Origin of the sequence: Streptomyces galbus (assembly GCF_005280195.1) — a bacterium.
GTDB classification, from domain to species: Bacteria; Actinomycetota; Actinomycetes; order Streptomycetales; family Streptomycetaceae; genus Streptomyces; species Streptomyces galbus.
The window spans coordinates 662,071-683,022 of record NZ_SZPR01000008.1; the positions used below are offsets into that span (position 1 = coordinate 662,071).

At 72.8% G+C, this 20,952-nt stretch carries 15 protein-coding genes and 1 pseudogene; 9 read left to right on the forward strand and 7 right to left on the reverse strand.

What is annotated here, in order from left to right; translation table 11 throughout:
• Positions 1–10 precede the first annotated feature (10 nt).
• From E4U92_RS07370 to E4U92_RS07395, 6 genes are read left to right on the forward strand one after another with little or no spacing between them, the layout of a single operon-like run.
• Positions 11–1,264, forward strand: coding sequence for a DUF4910 domain-containing protein (locus tag E4U92_RS07370; protein WP_373311460.1), 1,254 nt, complete (start codon positions 11–13; stop codon positions 1,262–1,264).
• 5 nt (positions 1,265–1,269) lie between these two features.
• Positions 1,270–2,580, forward strand: coding sequence for an MATE family efflux transporter (locus E4U92_RS07375; RefSeq protein WP_137299427.1), 1,311 nt, complete (start codon positions 1,270–1,272; stop codon positions 2,578–2,580).
• Positions 2,577–3,524 carry a glycosyltransferase family 2 protein gene (locus E4U92_RS07380; RefSeq protein ID WP_137299428.1) on the forward strand — a complete coding sequence of 316 codons (948 nt, stop codon included), beginning with the start codon at positions 2,577–2,579 and terminating at the stop codon, positions 3,522–3,524. Before E4U92_RS07375 ends, E4U92_RS07380 begins: the two co-directional genes overlap by 4 nt.
• Positions 3,521–4,741: a polysaccharide pyruvyl transferase family protein gene (locus tag E4U92_RS07385; RefSeq protein WP_137299429.1), complete on the forward strand. Its 1,221-nt coding sequence runs from the start codon at positions 3,521–3,523 to the stop codon at positions 4,739–4,741. The genes E4U92_RS07380 and E4U92_RS07385 overlap by 4 nt, the downstream gene beginning before the upstream one ends.
• On the forward strand, positions 4,738–5,292 hold the full coding sequence (locus E4U92_RS07390; protein ID WP_137299430.1) for a dTDP-4-dehydrorhamnose 3,5-epimerase family protein: 555 nt from the start codon (positions 4,738–4,740) through the stop codon (positions 5,290–5,292). Before E4U92_RS07385 ends, E4U92_RS07390 begins: the two co-directional genes overlap by 4 nt.
• Positions 5,293–5,299: 7 nt before the next feature.
• Positions 5,300–6,625, forward strand: coding sequence for a glutamate-1-semialdehyde 2,1-aminomutase (locus tag E4U92_RS07395; protein ID WP_137299431.1), 1,326 nt, complete (start codon positions 5,300–5,302; stop codon positions 6,623–6,625).
• Positions 6,626–6,632: 7 nt separating this feature from the next.
• Here the strand turns inward: E4U92_RS07395 and E4U92_RS07400 are convergent, their stop codons facing one another.
• The 3 genes and pseudogenes from E4U92_RS07400 to E4U92_RS07410 form a co-directional block, all read right to left on the reverse strand.
• The gene (locus E4U92_RS07400; RefSeq protein ID WP_137299432.1) at positions 6,633–7,331 is read right to left on the reverse strand and encodes a phosphatase PAP2 family protein; all 699 of its coding nucleotides are present in this window, start codon (positions 7,329–7,331) and stop codon (positions 6,633–6,635) included.
• An 85-nt stretch (positions 7,332–7,416) separates the two neighbouring features.
• Complete coding sequence (locus E4U92_RS07405; protein ID WP_229861949.1) at positions 7,417–9,186, reverse strand: M28 family peptidase; 1,770 nt, start codon at positions 9,184–9,186, stop codon at positions 7,417–7,419.
• A 555-nt stretch (positions 9,187–9,741) separates the two neighbouring features.
• Positions 9,742–11,586, reverse strand: a pseudogene (locus E4U92_RS07410) (M4 family metallopeptidase); the annotation flags it as partial.
• A gap of 359 nt (positions 11,587–11,945) precedes the next feature.
• Between E4U92_RS07410 and E4U92_RS07415 the strand changes: the two are divergent.
• Positions 11,946–12,953: a helix-turn-helix transcriptional regulator gene (locus tag E4U92_RS07415; protein WP_137299433.1), complete on the forward strand. Its 1,008-nt coding sequence runs from the start codon at positions 11,946–11,948 to the stop codon at positions 12,951–12,953.
• A gap of 76 nt (positions 12,954–13,029) precedes the next feature.
• Here the strand turns inward: E4U92_RS07415 and E4U92_RS07420 are convergent, their stop codons facing one another.
• Positions 13,030–14,454, reverse strand: a complete 1,425-nt coding sequence (locus tag E4U92_RS07420; protein ID WP_137299434.1) for a non-reducing end alpha-L-arabinofuranosidase family hydrolase — start codon at positions 14,452–14,454, stop codon at positions 13,030–13,032.
• A gap of 335 nt (positions 14,455–14,789) precedes the next feature.
• Between E4U92_RS07420 and E4U92_RS07425 the strand changes: the two genes are divergently transcribed.
• Complete coding sequence (locus E4U92_RS07425; protein ID WP_137299435.1) at positions 14,790–16,229, forward strand: endo-1,4-beta-xylanase; 1,440 nt, start codon at positions 14,790–14,792, stop codon at positions 16,227–16,229.
• Positions 16,230–16,293: 64 nt separating this feature from the next.
• Here E4U92_RS07425 and E4U92_RS07430 read toward each other — a convergent pair whose 3' ends face one another.
• Positions 16,294–17,469 (reverse strand): FAD-dependent monooxygenase, encoded by a 1,176-nt coding sequence (locus E4U92_RS07430; RefSeq protein ID WP_137299436.1) that lies wholly within the window; start codon positions 17,467–17,469, stop codon positions 16,294–16,296.
• A gap of 81 nt (positions 17,470–17,550) precedes the next feature.
• Here E4U92_RS07430 and E4U92_RS07435 point away from each other — a divergent pair, with 81 nt between their 5' ends.
• Positions 17,551–18,135: a TetR/AcrR family transcriptional regulator gene (locus E4U92_RS07435; protein ID WP_137299437.1), complete on the forward strand. Its 585-nt coding sequence runs from the start codon at positions 17,551–17,553 to the stop codon at positions 18,133–18,135.
• 75 nt (positions 18,136–18,210) lie between these two features.
• On the opposite strand, the gene E4U92_RS07440 is transcribed toward E4U92_RS07435, so the two are convergent.
• Complete coding sequence (locus E4U92_RS07440) at positions 18,211–18,936, reverse strand: glycoside hydrolase family 11 protein (RefSeq protein WP_137299438.1); 726 nt, start codon at positions 18,934–18,936, stop codon at positions 18,211–18,213.
• A gap of 241 nt (positions 18,937–19,177) precedes the next feature.
• Positions 19,178–20,863, reverse strand: a complete 1,686-nt coding sequence (locus E4U92_RS07445; RefSeq protein ID WP_137299439.1) for a ribonuclease J — start codon at positions 20,861–20,863, stop codon at positions 19,178–19,180.
• Positions 20,864–20,952 lie beyond the last annotated feature (89 nt).

Consider the following 20,952-nt stretch of genomic DNA (forward strand, 5'->3'; position numbering starts at 1 on the left):
CGGCGAGGAGATGTACGCGCTGGTGGAGCGGATGTACCCGCTGTGCCGGAGCATCACCGGCGACGGGGTGCGCGCCACCCTGGACATCGTCGGCGAGTACATCCCGCTCCAGCGGCACGAGGTCCCGACGGGCACCCAGGTGCTCGACTGGACGGTGCCCCAGGAATGGAACATCCGTGACGCGTACGTCGCCGACGCCACCGGCCGCCGGGTCGTCGACTTCGCCGCGTCCAGCCTGCACGTGCTCGGCTACAGCGTGCCGGTGCAGCGGACCATGCCGCTGTCCGAGCTGCGCGCACACCTGCACACCCTGCCCGAGCACCCCACGTGGGTCCCGTACCGCACGAGTTACTACCGGCCCGACTGGGGGTTCTGCCTGGCGCAGGAGACCCTGGACGCGCTGCCCGACGGCGACTACGAGGTGCGCATCGACTCGACCCTCGCCGACGGGCACCTCTCCTACGCCGAGCACGTGGTGCCCGGGCAGGTGTCCGACGAGGTGATCGTCTCCAGTCACGTCTGCCACCCGTCGCTGGCCAACGACAACCTGGCCGGCATCGCGGTGGCGACGTACCTGGCCCGGGCGCTGGCGGAGGGCACGCCGTACTACACGTACCGGTTCCTCTTCGCGCCCGGCACCATCGGCGCGATCACCTGGCTGGCCCGCAACGCGGAGCGGGTGGAGCGGGTCCGGCACGGGCTGGTGCTGGCCTGCGCGGGGGACTCGGGGCAGTTGACGTACAAGCGCAGCCGGCGCGGGGACGCGGGGATCGACCGGGTGATGCAGCACGTGCTCGGCGCCTCCGGACGCCCCCACCGCGTCACCGAGTTCACCCCCTACGGCTACGACGAGCGGCAGTTCTGCTCCCCCGGGTTCGACCTCGGGGTGGGCTCGCTCAGCCGGACCCCGTACGCCGGTTACCCCGAGTACCACACCTCGGCGGACGACCTGGGCTTCGTCTCGCCCGAGGCGATGGCGGACACGCTCGCCGTGTGCCGCGAGGCGTTCGCCGTGCTGGACCGCGACCGGGCGTACGTCAACCTCAGCCCCTACGGCGAACCCCAGCTCGGCCGGCGCGGGCTGTACGACGCGCTCGGCGGCCGCAGCGACGCGAAGGAGGCCCAGATGGCCATGCTCTGGGTGCTCAGCCTCTCCGACGGCGAGCACGGTCTGCTGGACGTCGCCGAGCGGTCCGGGCTGCCGTTCGCGACCGTCGCCGCGGCGGCCGACGCGCTGCACGGTGCCGGACTGATCAAGGCGTGAGACCGATGACCACCGAGGGGGAGAAGACGGCGCCGCCGACGCGGGAGACCGCGCCGGCCGGGCGCGGCGCCCGGCGGGCCCTCGCCGGGCGGCTGTCGTGGGGCCTGGCCGACCAGGCGGCCTCCAGCATCAGCAACTTCGTGGTGGGCATCTACGTGGCCCGCTCGCTGGGGGTGACCGCGTTCGGCGTGTTCAGCCTGGCCTGGGTGACGTACGGCGTGGTGCTCAACGTCTCGCGCGGGCTGGCCACCGACCCGCTCGTGGTGCGCTTCAGCGGCGTGCCGGAGGACTCCTGGCGGGCGGCGGTGGTCCGCTCGACGGGGACCGCGCTGGGCGTGGGCACGGCCATCGGCGCGGTCTGCGCGGTGGCCGGCCCGGTGGCCGGAGGCCGGGTGGGGCCCGCGTTCCTGTGCCTGGGCCTCACGCTGCCGGGGCTGCTGCTCCAGGACGCCTGGCGGTTCTCGTTCTTCGCGGCGGGCGCCGGGCGCAAGGCGTTCGTCAACGACCTCGTGTGGTGCGTGGCGCTCGTCCCGGCCCTGGTGGTGGCGGCCCACGTGGGCACCGTGCCCGCGTTCGTGCTGGCCTGGGGCGCCTCCGCCTGGGTGGCCGCCGGGTACGGCTGCGTCCAGTCCGGCGTGCGGCCCGGCCCGGCCCGGGCCCGCGGGTGGCTGCGCGAGCAGCGCGACCTCGGCTACCGGTACCTGGTCGAGAACGTCAGCCTCAGCGGCGCGAGCCAGCTCCGGGCGTACGGGCTCGGCGCGATCGTCGGGGTCGGCGCGGTGGGCGCGGTGCGCGGGGCCGAGCTCCTGATGGGCCCGTTCCTCGCCGTGCTGATGGGCCTGTCGCTGGTCACCGTCCCGGAGGCGGCCCGGGTGCTGCGCCGGGCCCCGCACCGGCTCCGCTCGTTCTGCCTGCTGCTGGGCGGCGGCCAGGCCGGCGCCGCCCTGCTGTGGGGCGGGGCGCTGCTGCTGCTGCCGGGCCGGCTCGGCGAGCTGGTGCTCGGCGACGTCTGGTCGTCCGCCTCGCGGCTCATCGTGCCGATCACCCTCGGTGTCGCGGGCGCCGGCCTGGGCACCGGCGCGGCGGCCGGACTGCGCGCGCTCGGCGCGGCCCGGCGCAGCCTGCGCTGCCAGCTCTTCGCGTCCGCCGCCTACGTCGGCGGCGGCCTCGGCGGGGCGGCCGCGGCCGGCACGGTCGGCTCGGCCTGGGGCGTCGCCGCCGCGACCGTCGGCGGCTCGGCCCTGTGGTGGCTGCAGCTGCGGTCGGCCCTCCGCGAGCGCCCCGTCCTTTCCGTTCCCGAAGTGAGGACCCCATGACTGCGCACCCCAGGCTGAGCATCGGCCTGCCCGTCTACAACGGCGAGGAGTACCTGGCCGAGTCGTTCGACGCCCTGCTGGGCCAGACGTACGAGGACTTCGAGCTGGTCGTCTCCGACAACGCCTCGACCGACGGGACCGAGGAGATCTGCCGCGCGTACGCCGCGAAGGACCCCCGCATCCGCTACCTGCGGCTGCCGCGCAACATCGGCGCCACCCCGAACCACAACCACGTGCTCGCCGAGGCCCGCGGCGAGCTGTTCAAGTGGGCCTCGCACGACGACCTCTACGGCCGGGACCTGCTGGAGCGCTGTGTGCGGGCGCTGGACGAGCACCCGGACGTCGTCCTCGCGCACACCGACCAGGCGGTCATCGACGGCGACGGCCGGGTGACGGTCCCCTACGAGTACACCCTCGCCACCGGCTCACCGCACGCCCCGGAGCGCTTCCGCAGCCTGCTGTTCGAGCCGGGCGGCGACGACTTCTACGGGGTGATCCGCACCGACGTGCTGCGCCGGGTGAAGCCGATGGACAGCTACCACCACGCCGACCGCACCTATGTCGCCGAACTGACCCTGCACGGGCGCTTCCACCAGGTGCCGGAGCTGCTGTACTTCCGGCGCGACCACCCCACCCGCGCCGAGCGGGCGAACCCGTCCAAGCGCTCGCGGTGCGTCAACCTGGACCCGCGCCGGGCCGGGCGGCTGCACCCGACGCCGCGGCTGCTCGCCGAGTACGTCTGGGGCTTCTTCTCGGCCGTGCGGCGGGCGCCGCTGTCCCCGGCCGACCGGCGGGAGTGCCACCGCCACCTCGCCGCGTGGATGACCAGCCGGGCCCGGCCGGGCGCCGGTGAACGCGTCGAGGACCGCGCGCCGGTCGACCCGGACCGGGTGACCGTCTCCGTCGACGCGCTGGTCGCCGGCCGCGAGGGGCGGCGGACATGAGCCGTGCCCCCCGGGTCGGGGTGTTCGGTCTGCTCGGCTCGGGCAACCTCGGCAACGACGGTTCGCTGGAGGCGGTGCTCGGGTACCTGCGCGCCGCGCACCCCGGCGCGTCCGTGGACGCGCTGTGCGGCGGGCCGGAGGCCGTCACGGCCCGGTTCGGCATCCCGGCGACCCGGCTGCACTGGTACCGCGGCGAGTACCGCACCGCCTCACGGGCCGGCGCGGTCGTCGGCAAGGGCCTGGGCAAGCTGGTGGACGTGGTCCGCACGGCCGCCTGGGTGCGCCGGCACGACGTGGTGATCGTGCCGGGCATGGGCGTCCTGGAGGCCACGCTGCCCCTGCGGCCGTGGGGCTTCCCGTACGCGCTGTTCCTCCTCTGCGCGAGCGGCCGGCTGTTCGGCACCCGGATCGCGCTGGCCGGCGTGGGCGCCGCCCGGATCGGCAACCGGTCCACGCGGGCCCTGGTGCGCTGGTCGGCGCGGCTGGCCGCGTACCGCTCCTACCGCGACGCCCCGTCCCGGGACGCGATGCGGGAGATGGGCGTGGACACCTCGCGCGACGAGGTCCACCCCGACCTCGCGTTCTCCCTGCCGGTCCCGCCGGCCGACCCGGCAGCCTCCGCCGCGGGCCGGGTGTGCGTGGGCGTCATGGACTTCCACGGCGGCGACGACGACCGCGCCGACGCCGACGAGATCCACGCGCGCTACCTGGACGGCACGATCCGGTTCGTGCGCGCGCTGGTCGAGGAGGGCCGGCCGGTGCGGCTGCTGACCGGCGACCGGTGCGACGCGACGGTGGTCGCGGCGATCCTCGACGCGGTCGGCTCGCCGCTGGTCACCGCCGCCGAGGCGGCGTCCCTGGCCGACCTGATGGCCGAGACCGCGCAGGCCGACGCGGTGGTGGCGATCCGCTACCACAACCTGATCTGCGCGCTGAAGACCGCGACACCCACGCTGGCCGTCACCTACGCGGCCAAGAGCGAGGCGCTCATGGCCGGCATGGGTCTGGGCGCGTACTGCCACCCGGCGCGCGCCCTCGACCCCGAGCGGCTGCTCGAGCAGTTCCGGGCGCTGGAGAAGCACGCCCCCGAACTGCGCCGCACCCTCACCGAGCGCAACACCGCCGCCGCACGGCGGCTGGAGCACCAGTTCACCGCCCTGTCCGCGGCCCTGTTCGGGGCCGCCGGCCGCACCCCCACCCCGCGGGAGAGCGCATGAAGGCCATCGAGGTCCCGGAGATCGACGGCGCGTACCTGTTCGAGCCGACGCCGTACACCGACGAACGCGGCTTCTTCTGCCGCACCTTCGACGCCGACGTGGTCCGCTCGGTGGGCATCGACCCGGGCGCCTTCGTGCAGGACAGCCTGTCCCGCTCGGTGCGGGGCGTGGTGCGCGGACTGCACCTGCGCTCCGGCGCGGGCGAGGCCAAGCTGGTGCGCTGCTCGTCCGGCGCGGTCTTCGACGTGGTCGTGGACCTGCGGCCCGACTCGCCCACCTACCTGGGGCGGGCCTTCTTCGAGCTGTCCGGCGACACCCAGGTGACGCTGTACATCCCGGCGGGCTGCGCGCACGGCTTCCAGGCGCTCACCGACACCGCCGACACCTCGTACCGCATCGACCGCCCGCACGATCCGGCCGAGGACGTGACGATCGCCTTCGACGACCCGGAGCTCGCCATCCCCTGGCCGCTGCCGGTCACGTCGATGTCCCAGCGGGACCGCGGGGCACCACGCCTCGCCGAGGTCCTGAAGCACCGCCAGGAAGGATGAAGTCGGCTTGGACACTGACCAGTTCCACCTGCCCCGCTCGCGGGCGGCGAACGAACGACTGCACAGCCTGATCCCCGGGGGCGCCCACACCTACGCCAAGGGCGACGACCAGTACCCCGAGCACCTCGCCCCGGTCATCAGCCACGGCCGCGGTGCCCACGTGTGGGACGTCGACGGCAACCGGTACGTCGAGTACGGCTCCGGCCTGCGCTCGGTCAGCCTCGGCCACGCGCACCCGCGCGTGACGGAGGCGGTGCGGAGGGAGATCGAGCGCGGTACCAACTTCGTGCGGCCGTCGGTCGTGGAACTGGAGGCGGCCGAACGCTTCCTGGCCACGGTGCCGACCGCCGAGATGGTGAAGTTCACGAAGAACGGCTCCGACGCCACCACCGCCGCGGTGCGCCTCGCACGTGCCGTCACCGGGCGCCCACGGGTCGCCCTGTGCGCCGACCACCCGTTCTTCTCCGTCGACGACTGGTTCATCGGCACCACCCCGATGTCCGCCGGCATCCCCGGCTCGACGAACGAACTGACGGTGACGTTCCCCTACGGGGACCTGGCCGCCACGGAGGAACTGCTCACCCGGTACGAGGGCGAGGTCGCCTGCCTGATCCTGGAACCCGCCACCCAGACCGAGCCGCCCGCCGGGTACCTGGAGGGCCTGCGCGCCCTGGCCGACCGGCACGGCTGCGTGCTGGTCTTCGACGAGATGATCACCGGCCTGCGCTGGTCGGAGGCGGGCGCCCAGGGCCTGTACGGCGTCGTGCCCGACCTGTCGACGTTCGGCAAGGCGCTCGGCAACGGCTTCGCCGTCTCCGCGCTGGCCGGGCGGCGCGAGCTGATGGAGCGGGGCGGGCTGCGGCACTCCGAGGACCGGGTGTTCCTGCTGTCCACCACGCACGGCGCGGAGACCCACTCCCTGGCGGCGGCGACGGCCGTGCTGCAGACGTACGTCGAGGAAGGCGTCACGGCCCGTCTGCACGCCCTCGGCGAGCGGCTGGCCGCCGGGGTCCGCGAGGCCGCGGCCGCCATGGGCGTCGGCGACCACGTCGTCGTGCGGGGCCGGGCCAGCAACCTGGTCTTCGCCACCCTCGACGAACGGGGCCGCCCCTCGCAGGAGTACCGCACGCTGTTCCTGCGCGGCCTCCTCGCGGGCGGGGTGCTGGGGCCGTCGTTCGTGGTGAGCAGCGCGCTCGACGACGCGGACATCGAGCACACGGTGGACGCGGTGGCCCAGGCGTGCGCGGTGTACCGCAAGGCGCTCGACGCCGGCGACCCGACGCCCTGGCTGGGAGGCCGCCCGGTGAAGCCGGTGTTCCGCCGGCGGGTGTGAGGCGCCGTCAGCTCCGCCGCCGGCCGGTCAGGCGGTCGGCCAGCAGGTCGACGAGGCGGGCGGCGGGTGGTGTCACCGCCAGCGCGGTGCACCAGCCGCCGAGGGCGTCCGTCGGGTAGTGGGCGCCCAGGGCGACCTGGGCCCAGCCCATGGCGGCGCCGGCCACCAGCGACGCGCCGAGCACGAGGGCCGTGCCGGCCGCCCGGCCGGGGCGGAGCCGGCCGGCCACGACCAGGGCCACCGCGAGGGCCAGCGCGGTGGCGAAGGCGGTGTGCCCGCTCGGGTACGACAGGTTGCCGGGCCCGTGGATGGTGCGCCCCACCAGGTGCTTGAGCAGGGTGGCCGTCCCCACGGCCGCGCTCGCGGCGGCGACGACGAGCACGGCCCCCCGGGGCCGCCGCAGCAGCAGGCACGCCGCGACGAGCGCCCCGACCAGCAGCACGGACCCGGCGGGCTCCCCCAGGAAGTCCAGGACCCGGGCGGGGTACCGCCAGGGCGGCCGCACGCTGTCCGCGGTCGGGTCGACGAGCCGGCGGTCCACCCGCCCGGGTGCGCCGTGCCCGGCGTACATCACCCCGACCACGGCGACCACCAGCGCGGCCGGTACGGCGACGGTCCCGAGGACCCGGCGCAGCGGGGGCGGCAGCACCGCGTCCGCGGCCCGCTCGCGCGCCTGCGGTACCGGCCTGGTGGTCGCTCCCCCCACGGAGCCCTCCCCTGCTCACCCCCGGCCCCGGACGGGAGCCACCGGCCACCCTAGCCAACGGGCGGACCGGTGGCAGCCCGGTCGCTCAGCCGGTGGTCAGGGTGGCGTCGTCGACGACGAAGCTGGTCTGCAGGCTCGCGTCCTCGGTGGCCGTGAAGGTCAGGGTGACCTGCCGGCCGATGTACGGGGTGAGGTCCAGGCTCCGCTGCGTGTAGCCCGCGGCCGCGTTCGCGTTGGAGTACGACTGCTTCGCCGTTCCGTCGACCTTGACCTGGAAGGTGTCGTAGGCCGTGGAGCCCGACTCGGCGGTGTCGACGTGCAGCCAGTACTTCAGCGTGGCCGTGGTGCAGCCGGCCGGGATCGTCACCGTCTGGGTGATCGCGTCGGTGGCCGCGTAGCCGTAGCCCGCCAGCCACGCGTACCGGGTGCCGGAGTGCGCGCTCTGGCCGCTGAAGGTGCCGATTGCGCCGGTGTCACCGGTCCAGGGCGATGTCCCGCTCTCGAAGCCGCCGTTGGAGATCACCTGGGAGGCCGTGCAGCCGCCCGTACCGGTGACCGTGAGGGTGTACGGCGCGGTGTGGGTGGTGGTCCCGGTGCCGGTGACCGTGAGGGTGTACGTGCCGGGCGGGACCGAGGAGCCGACGGAGACCGTCGCCGTCGAGGAGGCGCCGGAGGTCACCGAGGCGGGGCTGAAGGAGACCGTGACACCCGACGGGGCGCCCGACGCCGACAGGGTGACCGTCTGCGCGGAGCCGTTGGTGGTGGCCGTGGACACCGTGGTGGTCAGGGAGGTGCCCGCGGCGGTGCTGCCGGAGGCGGGGTTCACCGCGAGGGAGAAGTCGTCGGCGGGGACGGTCGCCGAGACCGCCTGCGTCCACAGCGTGTAGGCGACGCCGTCGGCGCTGCGGTCCAGGCCGGTGGCGTTGATGTTGGCGGTGGTGTCGCAGGAGGAGTGGTAGCAGCTGTCGTAGGCCGCGCCCGCCGTGCCGCCCCACTTGGCCGCCTGCGCGGAGGTCTTGCGGGCACTCGCCCCCATCGCGTAACCGGAGGTGGGGATGCCGTAGTTCTCGAAGGAGTAGTCGTCGGAGCGGCCCGCGCCCTCGACGTTCTCCTCCGGCTGGAGGTTCAGCGAGTCCCAGTACGCCTTCATCGGCGCGGCGGCCGCCGAGGTGATGTGGTTGATGAAGTAGCCGCCGTTGCGTGAGGCGACCATGTCGAAGTTGTAGTACGCCTTGATCGCCGAGCGCTGCGCGGAGGTCAGCGAACGGGCGTAGAAGTCGGAGCCGTTGAGGCCCTGCTCCTCGTCCGTCCACCAGCCGAAGCGGACGCGGGCCGCCATCGTCGGGTTGGTCTCGGCGAGTTTCAGGGCGACTTCGAGGAGGGTGGCGCTGCCGGAGCCGTTGTCGTTGATGCCGGGTCCGGCGGCGACGCTGTCCAGGTGGGAGCCGAACATGTAGACCTTCGACGCGTCGCCCTTGGGCCACTCGGCGATCAGGTTGGGGCCGGCGCCGCTGGTGCAGCCGGAGGTGCAGGGCTGCTCGGAGACGGTGTAACCGGCCGCCTGGAGCTTGCCCTTCACGTAGGCGACCGAGTCGCGGTAGCCCTGGCCGGTCGATCTGCGGGTGCCGCCGTTGCGGCCGGCTATCGCGTTCAGTTCGGTCAGGTGCGCCTGGACCTTGGTGACGTCGATGTCGGGGGCGGCCGCGGCGAGCGCGGGTGCGGCCGGCGGCGCGGCGGCGCGGTGGCCGGCGGGGGCGGGCGCGGCGCTCGCGGGCAGCGCGGCGAGGCCCAGGGTGGTCGCGGCCAGGGCGAGGCCGGTCAGGGCCAGGCGGGCGGGGAGATTCCTTCGGAACACCGTGTGTCCTTCGTGAGGGGGCGGAGGGCGTGAGGTGGCGGAGGGCGGGAGGCGGGGCATGGGTGGTGCCCCGCCTCCCGCCCGCTGCGGGTGTCAGCTCGTGGTGAGGGTGGCGTCGTCGACGACGAAGCTGGTCTGCAGGCTCGCGTCCTCGGTGGCGGTGAAGGTGAGGGTGACCTGCTGGCCGAGGTACGGGCTGAGGTCGAGGGTGCGCTCGGTGTAGCCGGTGGCCGCGCCCGCGTTGGAGTACGACTGCTTGGCCGTGCCGTTGACCTTGACCTGGAAGGTGTCGTAGGCCGTGGAGCCGGACTCGGCGGTGTCGATGTGCAGCCAGTACTTCAGCGTGGCCCGGTTGCAGCCGGCCGGGACGGTCACCGTCTGGTTGATGGTGTCGGTGGCGGCGTAGCCGTAGCCGCCGAGCCAGGCGTACCGGGTGCCGGAGTGCGCGCTCTGGCCGCTGAAGGTGCCGATGGCGCCGGTGTCACCGGTCCAGGGCGACGTGCCGCTCTCGAAGCCGCCGTTGGAGATGACCTGGGTGGCGGTGCAGCCGCCCGCGCCCTTGACGGTCAGCGTGTACTGCGCGGTGTGGTGGGCCACGCCGTCACCCTGGACGGTGATCGTGTAGGTGCCGGGGACGGCCGACGAGGTCGTGGCGACCGTCATCGTCGCGCTGCTGCCCGAGGTGACGGAAGCCGGGCTGAAGGAGACCGTGACGCCCGCGGGGGCGCCGGTGGCGGTCAGGGCGACGGTCTGCGCGCTGCCGCTGGTGGTCGTGGTGCCGACCGTGGCGGTCGTGGAGGCGCCCGGGTCGACGCTGCCCGTGGCGGGGGTGACCGTCATCGAGAAGTCCTGGCCGGGCGTGCCGCTGCAGGTGGGGTCCCCGGTCTGCGCGGGGACGCTCACCGCGTCCCAGGCGGCCTTGGTCCTGGTGAACAGGCCGCAGGTGGCGTCCAGGTTCTTCGCGGCGGTCAGCGTCGCGGTGCGGTACTTCTTGTACGTCATGCCGCTGGTCTTCAGCAGCATGCCGCCGTAGAAGACCTTGCCGGCGTTCTGGATGCCGATGCCGGTGACCGTGGAGCTGTTGCAGGTCGGGCTGGCGGGCTTGCCGCCCCCGGGGTTGGAGCCCTCGGCCAGCAGGTAGAACCAGTGGTTCAGCGGGCCCGCGGCGGCGTGCACCTCGGTGCTCGGGATGGCGGAGGACCAGCAGTTGGGGTCGCCGAGCTTGGAGGGGTCGTACATGTTGCGGATCGGGCCCTGGCCGACCAGGTTGATCATCTCGCCGACGAGGTAGTCGCCCGGGGTGTCGTACGGGGCGGGCTCGTTGGCGTAGGCCTCGGTCAGCGCGCCGAAGATGTCACCGGTGCCTTCGCCCAGGCCGGCCTCGTTGTTGGCGCCGCCGGGCGTGTACTGGTCGATGCCGTGGCCGAACTCGTGGGCCGTGACGTCCATCGCGGCGATCCACTCGTTCGCGTTGTTGTGGCCGATCGAGATGCTGGAGCCGTCCCAGTAGGCGTTGACGTCGTTCAGCCCGACCTTGACCGGCCAACTCCGGCCGTTGCCGTCATGGCCGTTGCGCCCGAGCCAGTCCCGGAGCATGTTCCATTCCTTCTGCGCCCCCCACATCGCGTCGACGCAGCCGGTCTCCCTGCTCGTGGGGTTGCCGGTGCCCCAGGAGTCCGTGGACTTGGTGAAGACCGCACCCGTGCTGTAGTCGGAGCAGGTCAGACCCGGGCGGTTGGGGTCGCGCAGGGAGTACGAGCCGCCGGAGGCGGTGGTGTCGATGGACAGCGGGTTGGGGCCGTTCCACTTGCTGGTGCCGCTGCCGGCCCGTACGTCGTCCTGGGTGCCCAGGACCTTGCCGGTGAGGGCGTCCACCCAGACGTGCAGGTGGCTCGGGGCGGTCCGGGTGGCGCCGGTCAGCACGGTCTCCCAGGCGAGGCGCGCCCGCTCGCCGGCCACGCGGACGACGAGGCGGGGTGCCTGCGCCTCCTGGACGGTCGGGAGCTGCGCACGGCTGGTCCGTGCGGCCGCCGCCGCGCTGACGCGGGCCGTGGTCGCGACCGCGATCTTCGCCCTGGTGGCCGAGGAGGCGGCGCGGACGCGGCCCTTGCCGTCGGCCAGCACCACGGCGTCGCCGCCGACGACCGGCAGGCCGCGGTAGGTGCGTTCGTAGGCGACCGAGTAGAGGCCGTCGACCCAGGGGGTGACCTGCTTGCGGTCGTACCGCTCGGAGGGGCCCTTGGCCAGGGCGTCGAACCCGCTGGTGGCCGCCTTGTCGGCGGCGGACACGGCCAGGCTGCGCGGGCTGGGCGCCGGGTCGGCGCCGGCGGCTGCGGCTGCGGCTGCGGGTGTGCCCGCCGCGAAGGCGGTGGCGGGTATGACCGCCGCGCCGAGGGTCATCGCCAGCGCGACGCCGACGAGGGTGTGTCTTCTGGGCACCGAGGCTCCTTGTGGGGTGGTGTTCCAGGTGGGCGGCCCGGCCCTCGATAGATCATGCGCATGTCAATCAGGGAGTCGAGGTGCCGGGCCGGCCCGTCGGTCTGCCCCCGGGCCCCTCGGCGGCCCCCGGTACTGCGCGGACGGGGAGTGCGTACCGGAACGCGAGGAGTCGGACGGGCGGCGACGAGACTAGCGACAGGCCGGCCCCGCCGGTCCTGTCCGAATTCGGCGCGTCCGCTACCGGCCAGTGCCATTGCCGGGCATATCCGGCCGGACCGCCTCTCTGGTCTCCCGCCACGGGGCGCCCGTATCGTGCCCGCATGCGCGCGGCAGAGAACCCTCAGGGCAGTCGGCAGCCCACCGCCTCGGATCCGAGGGAGGCCTACCTGGCCCTGCTCGAGCGGATCACGGCCTCGGGAGCACGCAACGGCACGGCGGAGAGGGACGAACTGGGTGACACCTCGGCCGAGTTGGGGCGGTGGCTGAGGGAGCGGCGGCTGGTGGACCCGGGCGGTGAGCGGCTCAACCCTCCCGAACGGGCCATGCGCACCGTCCTGCTGGAACACGGGCGGCGGCTGCGCGAGACGGCCGAGGAACTCGGCCGTGAGACCGAGGCGCTGCAGGACCTGCTGTCCCTGCTGACGGCCCCGCGGCACGCCTCCCGGGAGGCCGTGGAGATCGAGTACTTCACCGACCGCTCGCTCACCCGGCGGCGGCTGGAGGCACTGGACTCGGTCGGCACGGACGAGTTCCTGGCGATGCGCAACGGCTTCCCCGACCCGCGGGTCCTGGAGTCCAGCCTCAGCGCGGACCTGGACATGCTGGCGCGCGGGGTCAGGATGCGGATGCTCACCTCCCAGCAGGCCGTGCGGTCGCAGGCGTCGGCGCGCTACCTGCACGCCCTCGCCGAGGCGGGGGTCGAGGTGCGGGTGGCGCCCACGGTGCCGCTGCACATGAACATCCTGGACCGGACGACGGTGGTCATGGGCGCGGGGCCGGGACCGCAGGGCGAAGGCGGCGACGTCATCCTGCACAGCGCGCACGTCGCCCAGGGCTTCGTCAAGGTGTTCCTGCACGCCTGGGACCCCGCACAGCCGCACACCGAGCGCCAGTCCGGGCGCGGGCGCGCCGCCTGCGGGCTGTCCGCGCAGGAACGGGAGGTGCTGGTGCTGCTGGCCACCGGGGCCAAGGACGAGACGATCGCCCGCCGGCTGGCGTGCTCCGACCGCACACTGCGCCGCCTGCTGAACCAGATCATGGAGAAGCTGGGCGCCTCCAGCCGGTTCGAGGCGGGGGTGACCGCCGCCCGGCTGGGCCTGGTGAGCTGAGGGTGCCGCCCCCCGGGCACGGGAGGAACCCCGGCCGCCGCACGGCCGGGGTTCCCCGGTGCGGGGAGGGGGAGGGTCAGCGCTGCAGGGTGAGGACGCCCGGCCGCCAGGGGAGCTGGTCGTAAGGGCCGCTCGCGCTCGGGGACTTGCCCTGGTAGAGGAACTGCAGGTTGCAGGGGTCGATGGTCATGGTCTGGTCGGGGTTGTTGCGGACCAGGTCGCCGTGGCTGATGTCGTTGGTCCAGGAGGCGCCGCTGTTGGCCTTGCCCGCGAAGGGGTTGCTCTCGCTGGCGGCCTGCGGGGTCCACGAGCCGCTCAGGCTGGAGGCCGTGAAGGAGCGGAAGTAGCGCCCGTTGGCGCCCATCGCCTCGACGATCATGAGGTACTGGCTCTTGCCCTGCACCTTGTACACCTGCACGGCCTCGAACAGGTTGGCCTGGGTGTCGCTCATGACGGTCGTGTACGACGAGCCGAAGCTGCCCGGGAAGTTCCCGATGGGCATGCTCGCGCGGTAGATCTTGCCGTTGTCACCGGCGAAGAACAGGTACATGTTCTGGCCGTCGGCGATCAGGGTCTGGTCGATCGGACCGGTGCCCGAGCCGGAGATGCTCCCGGTGAACAGCGGCTGCGGGGCGGACCAGCCGTTGGGGTTGGTGGGGTCGCTCGACGTGCGGTAGATGAACGGCCACGCGCCCCACTGGTAGGCCAGCACCCAGATGTTCTTGGGCGCGAAGTAGAACAGCGTGGGCGCCACCGCGGACTGGCTCATCCCGGTCTGCCCGGCCGACGCCATGTCCGACCAGTTGGTGAACGGGCTGAACATCATCGACCCGTACGACGACCCGGACACGTTCGACGCGTAGACCAGGTGCTTGCCGTTGTAGGTCACGTTGGTGAAGTCCTTGACGGCGGCCCACCCGTTGGCCGGCTGGGCGAGCGCGCCGGTCGAGGTCCAGCGGTACGTGGACGGCAGGGAGCACGAGCCGTCGGTCGGCGGGGTCCCGGACAGGCCCGACCACTTCTGGTTGCTGCCGCCGTTGCACGTCCCGATCTGGATCGCCGTGCCGTTGGCCGTACCGGCGCCGGCGGCCTCCAGGCACAGCCCGGACTCCACGCCGACCACCGTGCCGTCGGAGCCGACCCGCCACTGCTGGTTGGCACCGCCGGAACAGGTCCAGATCTGCACCCGGGTCCCGGCCGTGGTGGCGTGGCCGGGGACGTCCAGGCACTTGCTGCCGTACACGGTGAGCTGGTTGGCGTCGGTCAGCGTCCACTGCTGGTTGGTCCCGTTCCAGCAGTCGTAGAGCTGGGCGAGCGTGCCGTCGGTCTGGCCGCCGCCCACGACGTCGAGACACCGGTTCGAACCGGCGCCGCGCAGGGCGCCGGTGGAAGCCGCCTGGGCCGGGGTGGCGACCAGCATCGCCGCCAGCGCGGCCAGGACCGCGACCGCGGCGGCGAGCACCGCGGACGGGTGCCTGCGGCTGAAACTTCCTCTGTGCATGGGGACTTCCTCAACCTCGAGTGGACGTTCGGAATGTCGAACAAGAGTCGAGCGGTCGAGCAACCCGATGATTGAGAAGCGGACCGGCGGCGTCAATACCTCTCGCAGGGATCGCGGCCGTATGCGAAACATTCGCGAGGAAACCCGCAGCCCGAGGAGGAAAACCCTCCACCCCGCCCCGACGGTGCCGACAACGTTGGCACGCCAGCCCTGGCACCGCCGATTTCGAAACTTTCGAACATCTAACGGAAACTTTTTCTGCGCAGAGCCTTGACGATGCCTCGTCAACCTTCGATCGTCATTCCCCGATCCCTACCTTCCTTGGAGGCACAGTCATGGGCTCGTACGCCCTTCCCGGACCCGCGGTCCGGCGGAAGTTCCGCGGCCTGCTGCTAGCAGCGGTCGTCGGCGTCCTCGGTGTCGTGACGCCGCTGGTCACTCCCCCGACGGCACACGCCGCCGAGAGCACGCTCGGTGCCGCGGCGGCGCAGAGCGGCCGCTACTTCGGCACCGCCATCGCCTCGGGCAGGCTGGGCGACTCGGCCTACACGACCATCGCGAACCGCGAGTTCAACATGGTGACGCCCGAGAACGAGATGAAGATCGACGCCACCGAGCCGCAGCGGGGCCAGTTCAACTTCACGGCCGGCGACCGCGTCTACAACTGGGCCGTGCAGAACGGCAAGAAGGTGCGCGGCCACACGCTGGCCTGGCACTCCCAGCAGCCCGGCTGGATGCAGAGCCTCAGCGGCAGCTCACTGCGCCAGGCGATGATCGACCACATCAACGGCGTGATGGCCCACTACAAGGGCAAGATCGCCCAGTGGGACGTCGTGAACGAGGCGTACGCGGACGACGGTTCGGGCGGGCGCCGGGACTCCAACCTGCAGCGCACCGGCAACGACTGGATCGAGGTCGCCTTCCGCACCGCGCGTGCCGCCGACCCGTCGGCCAAGCTCTGCTACAACGACTACAACATCGAGAACTGGACCTGGGCGAAGACCCAGGGCGTGTACAACATGGTCCGCGACTTCAAGCAGCGCGGCGTGCCGATCGACTGCGTCGGCTTCCAGTCGCACTTCAACAGCGGTAGCCCGTACAACAGCAACTTCCGCACCACGCTGCAGAGCTTCGCCGCCCTCGGTGTCGACGTGGCCATCACCGAGCTCGACATCCAGGGCGCGTCGTCCTCGACGTACGCCGCCGTGACGAACGACTGCCTGGCCGTCTCGCGCTGCCTCGGCATCACCGTCTGGGGCGTGCGCGACAGCGACTCCTGGCGCTCGGGTGACACGCCGCTGCTGTTCAACGGCGACGGCAGCAAGAAGCCCGCCTACACCTCGGTGCTCAACGCGCTCAACGGCGGCGGCACCACCACGCCTCCTCCCACCGGGGGCGGAACGCAGATCAAGGGCGTCGGCTCGGGCCGCTGCGTGGACGTGCCCAACGCCGCCACCGCCGACGGCACGCAGGTCCAGCTCTACGACTGCAACGGCGCCACCAACCAGCAGTGGACGCTCAGCGACGCCGGTGAGCTCAAGGTCTACGGCAACAAGTGCCTGGACGCCGGCGGCACGGGCAACGGCACCCGGGTGCAGATCTACAGCTGCTGGGGCGGCGACAACCAGAAGTGGCGCCTGAACTCCGACGGTTCCATCGTCGGCGTCCAGTCGGGCCTCTGCCTGGACGCGGTGGGAGCCGGCACCGCGAACGGCACCCTGATCCAGCTCTACACCTGCTCGGGTGGCAGCAACCAGCGCTGGAGCCGCGCCTGAGGGACCCCGCCGGGGGGTGGTGAGGGCCGTCGCCGTCATGGCGGCGGCCCTCGGCGTGCATCCGTCACCGAGGCGGGCCGGGAGGGGGCTGCCAGCCGAGGACCTCGTCGAGGGCCCTGGCCGTGGCCGCCCGCGGTGTGGCCCGCACGGCGAAGTTCCGGAGGGACACGGCCAACGGGTGGGACAGGCGGGCCAGTTCACCGATCCGCCGGGAGCGGCGGCCGACGCGGACGGTGCGCCGGTGCCTGGCCCGGGTGTAGGCGGCGAGCGCGTCCGGTACGTCGGGGTGGCGCGCGAGGAGGTGGGCCAGGACCACCGCGTCCTCGACGGCCTGGCAGCCTCCCTGCCCGAGGTTGGGCGTCATCGCGTGGGCGGCGTCCCCGAGCAGGGCCACCCGCCCGGCGTGGAACCGGGGCAGGGGCGCGGCCAGTTCGTGGAAGTCGTGGTGGAGGATGCCGGCCGGTTCGGGGTGGCGCGGGTCGAGCCGGTCCAGCAGCGCGGGGATCGGCTCGTGCCACGCGCCGAAGCGCCGGGTCAGTTCGGCGTGGTGGTCGGCCGGCCGCGCGGCGGGGCCGGTGACGGCGGTGGCGTAGACGTAGATCCGGCCGTCGACGAGGGGGACGATGCCGAACCGCTCGCCCCGGCCCCAGGTCTCGGCCGCCTCCTGGGGTGCCGTGCCGGCACCGGGCAGCACCGCCCGCCACCCGGCCTCCCCGGCGTGCCGCAGCCCCGGGTGCCGGGGGAAGAGCTGCGCCCGCAGCACGCTGCGCAGGCCGTCGGCCGCCACCAGGAGGTCGGCGCGCAGGTCGCCCGCCGTCGTCCGCACGGCCACCGGCCCCCCGGCGTCGTCGACACCGGTCACCGGGACGCCGAGGCGTACGGTGCCCGGCGGCAGGGCGGCGGCGAGGGCGTCGATCAGGACGGCGCGGTGCACGGCGCACGAGGAACGCCCGTAACGCGCCTGCAGGGCAGCGCCGTCGGCCCGGCTCAGCCAGGCACCGTCGGGCGTGCGCAGCCCGGCCGGACCGAGCGGAGCGCCCCCCGCCCACGCCCCGGTGCGCACGCCGATCGAGTCCAGGGCGCGCAGGGCGTTGGGGGCGAGCACGATGCCGGCGCCGGCCCCGGTGAGCGCGGGGGCCCGCTCGCACACGGTCACGCGCCACCCATGACGGCTCAGGGCCACCGCCGCCGTCAGCCCCCCGATGCCGCCTCCGGCCACGACAACATGCCGAGCCCCCATGCCGACCGCCTCCCCGCACCACCCCGACCCTCTACAGATGTAGAGCGATGACCAGGACTCTACACCTGTAGGGTTCGGGATGTGCCCCTCCCCGAGCGCCGAGAGCTGATCGCCGACACGGCCATCGACACCGTGGCCACCGCCGGACTGCGGGGTCTGACCCATCGCGCGGTCGACGCCGCGGCGGGGTTGCCGGCCGGCAGCACGTCGTACTACTTCCGCACGCGCGGCGCCCTGATCGGCGCCTGCTACCTCCGCCTGGCCGAGCTGTCGGTCGCCGACGTGGACCGCTGGGAGGCGCGGCACGGGAGCCCGGACCCGGACTCCGCCGCACAGGCGCTGGCCGGGCTCCTGCACCACTGGCTGACGGCGGACCGCAACCGCCAACTGGCCCGCTTCGAGCTCAGCCTGGAGGCGACCCGCCGCCCCGAACTCCGCGCCGACCTGCACACCGCCGGCCTCACGGCACGCGCGAGGGCGGCGGCCCTGCTGGAGAGGCTCGGCGCGCCCCGCCCGGCGCAGGCGGCGGACCTGCTGGTCGCCTGGACCGACGGCCTGCTGTACGACCGCCTGGCGGGCGCGACGGCGGCGACGCGCCCGGCGCCGGACATGAGCGAACTGACGTCCGCCGTCCGACGGATGCTGACGGCCGCGCTGTCCGCCTGACACGGGTGTGCCCCCGGTGGGGGCCGGGGGCACGGGGGTCGTCCACCGGCCCGCGGGCGGGCCGGCCGCGGGAGGTCAGCCGCTGACCGTGATGGTCGAGCTGCCGCTGCTCTGGTAGCCCTCGGTGGCGAGGATCATGTAGTACTTGAACTGGCCCAGGTTCATGCCCGCGCGTGCCCAGGCGTCGAAGTGGTTGCCGGTGGTGATGGTGCCCGAGCCGCTGGTCACCTTCGTCTGCCGGACGCTCCAGTACTGGTTGAAGGTGCGGGTGCCCTCGACGGAGGGGGCGTTGTACCGCGTCGTCCGGTAGATGTCGTAGGTGCCACCGTCGCTGGAGACGGTGCCGTGGTACTCGCCGGTGGGCCGGAAGCTGCCCCAGTTGTCGACGATGTAGTACTCGACCAGCGGGTTGGACGTCCAGCCGTAGAGGGCGCCGTAGCCGTTGCCCGACGGGTTGAAGTAGCCGGTGTAGCGGACCGTCCGGCGCCCGCCGGTGTTCCAGCCCTTGCCCGCGACGAAGTTGCCGCAGTTGGTCCACCGGGTGCTGTAACTGCCGCCGCCGTTCAGCGTCATGGAGACGGAGCCGCCGCCGTCGGTCCAGAACGAGTAGTACAGGCCGTCGTAGCCGGTCTGGCTGGTGGTGATGGTGGTGGCGGCGTGAGCGGTGCCGGGCAGCAGCAGCCCCGACGCGGTGGCGAGCGCGACGGTGCCGGCACCCCCGAGGAAGCCTCGCCGGCTCAGGCTGCTGAAGGGAGCGGGGTTCTGCTGGTTCTGGTCCTGCGGCGTGCCGTCCTGACGCATGCGTCCTCCCGATGAGTGGCTGTCGCTCGGTGCCACAGTTTTCGTAGAGCGCCATGCCCCCGTCAACACTTTCGACAACCTTTCGGAAACTGATTCAGGGAAAGACGGGGCACGGGTGACGGCATTTGTGCAGGTCAGGCGCCTTCTCGCATGGCTCTCGCCGCCTTCCGACTCACGGTGAGCGAGGGGCGCAACGCAAGTACGCCCGCTCGCTTCGAAAGTTTCGACACCCGTGCCTCGATCAGGCGTCGATGATGACGGGGATGATGAGGGGTTTGCGGCGGTGGGTGCGGAACGCCCAGTTCGCCACGGCGCGGGCGATGAGTTGTTCGAGCTGACGCGCGTCCCCGACGCCTTCCTCGGCCGCTCCGGCCAGGGCCTTCTCGATGACGGGGACGACCGGTTCGAACGTCGTGTCGTCGTGCACGAAGCCCCGGGCCAGGAAGTCCGGCGGCTCGGCCAGCGCGCCGGTGTCGGCGTCCACGATGGCCACCACGGTGACGACGCCCTCCTCGGCGAGGGTGAGGCGGTCCTTGAGGGACGCCTCGGTGGCGCCGCCGACTTCCATCCCGTCCACGTAGACGTTGCCGGCGGGAACCTTGCCGGTGATGGACGCCCGTCCGTCGACGAGGTCGACGACGACGCCGTCCTCGGCGATGACGACCCGTTCGGGGTCGACGCCGGTACGGATGGCGAGGTCGGCGTTGGCCCGCAGGTGGCGCCATTCGCCATGGACGGGCATGACGTTGCGCGGCTTGACGATGTTGTAGCAGTAGACGAGTTCGCCGGCGCTGGCGTGCCCGGAGACGTGCACCTTGGCGTTGCCCTTGTGGACCACGTGGGCGCCCCACCGGGTGAGTCCGTTGATCACCCGGTAGATGGCGTTCTCGTTGCCGGGGATGAGCGAGCTGGCGAGCAGGACGGTGTCGCCCTTGCCGATGCGGATCACGTGGTCGCGGTTGGCCATCCGTGACAGCGCGGCCATGGGTTCGCCCTGGGAACCCGTGCACACCAGTGTGATCCTGTGGTCCGGGAGCTTCTCCAGCTCCTTCGTGCTCACGACCAGGCCGGAGGGAACCTTGAGGTAGCCCAGGTCACGGGCGATGCCCATGTTGCGGACCATCGACCGGCCGACGAAGGCGACCTTGCGGCCGTGCTGGTGGGCGGCGTCCAGGATCTGCTGGATGCGGTGCACGTGGCTGGCGAAGCTGGAGACGATGACCCGGCGCGGGGCGGTCCGCATCACCTGCTCGATCGCCGGGTTCAACTCACGCTCGGAGGTGGTGAAGCCGGGCACTTCGGCGTTGGTGGAGTCGGTGAGGAACAGGTCCACGCCCTCCTCGCCGAGGCGGGCGAAGGCGCGCAGATCGGTGATGCGGTCGTCGAGGGGGAACTGGTCCATCTTGAAGTCCCCGGTGTGCAGCACCATCCCGGCCCGGGTGCGGATCGCGACCGCGAGGCTGTCCGGGATGGAATGGTTGACCGCCACGAACTCACAGTCGAAGGGCCCGAAGCCACGCCGGTCGCCCTCCCGCACCCGCACGGTGCGCGGCCGGATCCCGTGTTCCTTGAGCTTCGCCTCCAGGAACGCCAGCGTCAGCTTGGAGCCGACGACGGGAATGTCGGACCGCTCGCGCAGCAGGTAGGGCACACCGCCGATGTGGTCCTCGTGACCATGGGTGAGCACCACCGCCACGATGTCGTCCAGCCGGTCCCGGATCGAGGTGAAGTCGGGCAGGATCACGTCGACGCCGGGCTGGGTCTCCTCGGGGAACAGCACGCCGCAGTCGACGATGAGCAGCTTGCCCGCGTGCTCGAAGACGGTCATGTTGCGGCCGATCTCACCGAGGCCGCCGAGGGCGACGACTCGCAGCCCTCCCTCGGGAAGGGGCGGGGCGGATTTCAGCTCGGGGTGCGGATGACTCATACCGTGACGGTACCCGGAGAGCGGGACAGGATGATCCATTGCCTCTGGGGTCCTGTCACCCGCCGGGCGCACTGTGCCCTGTCCTGTGC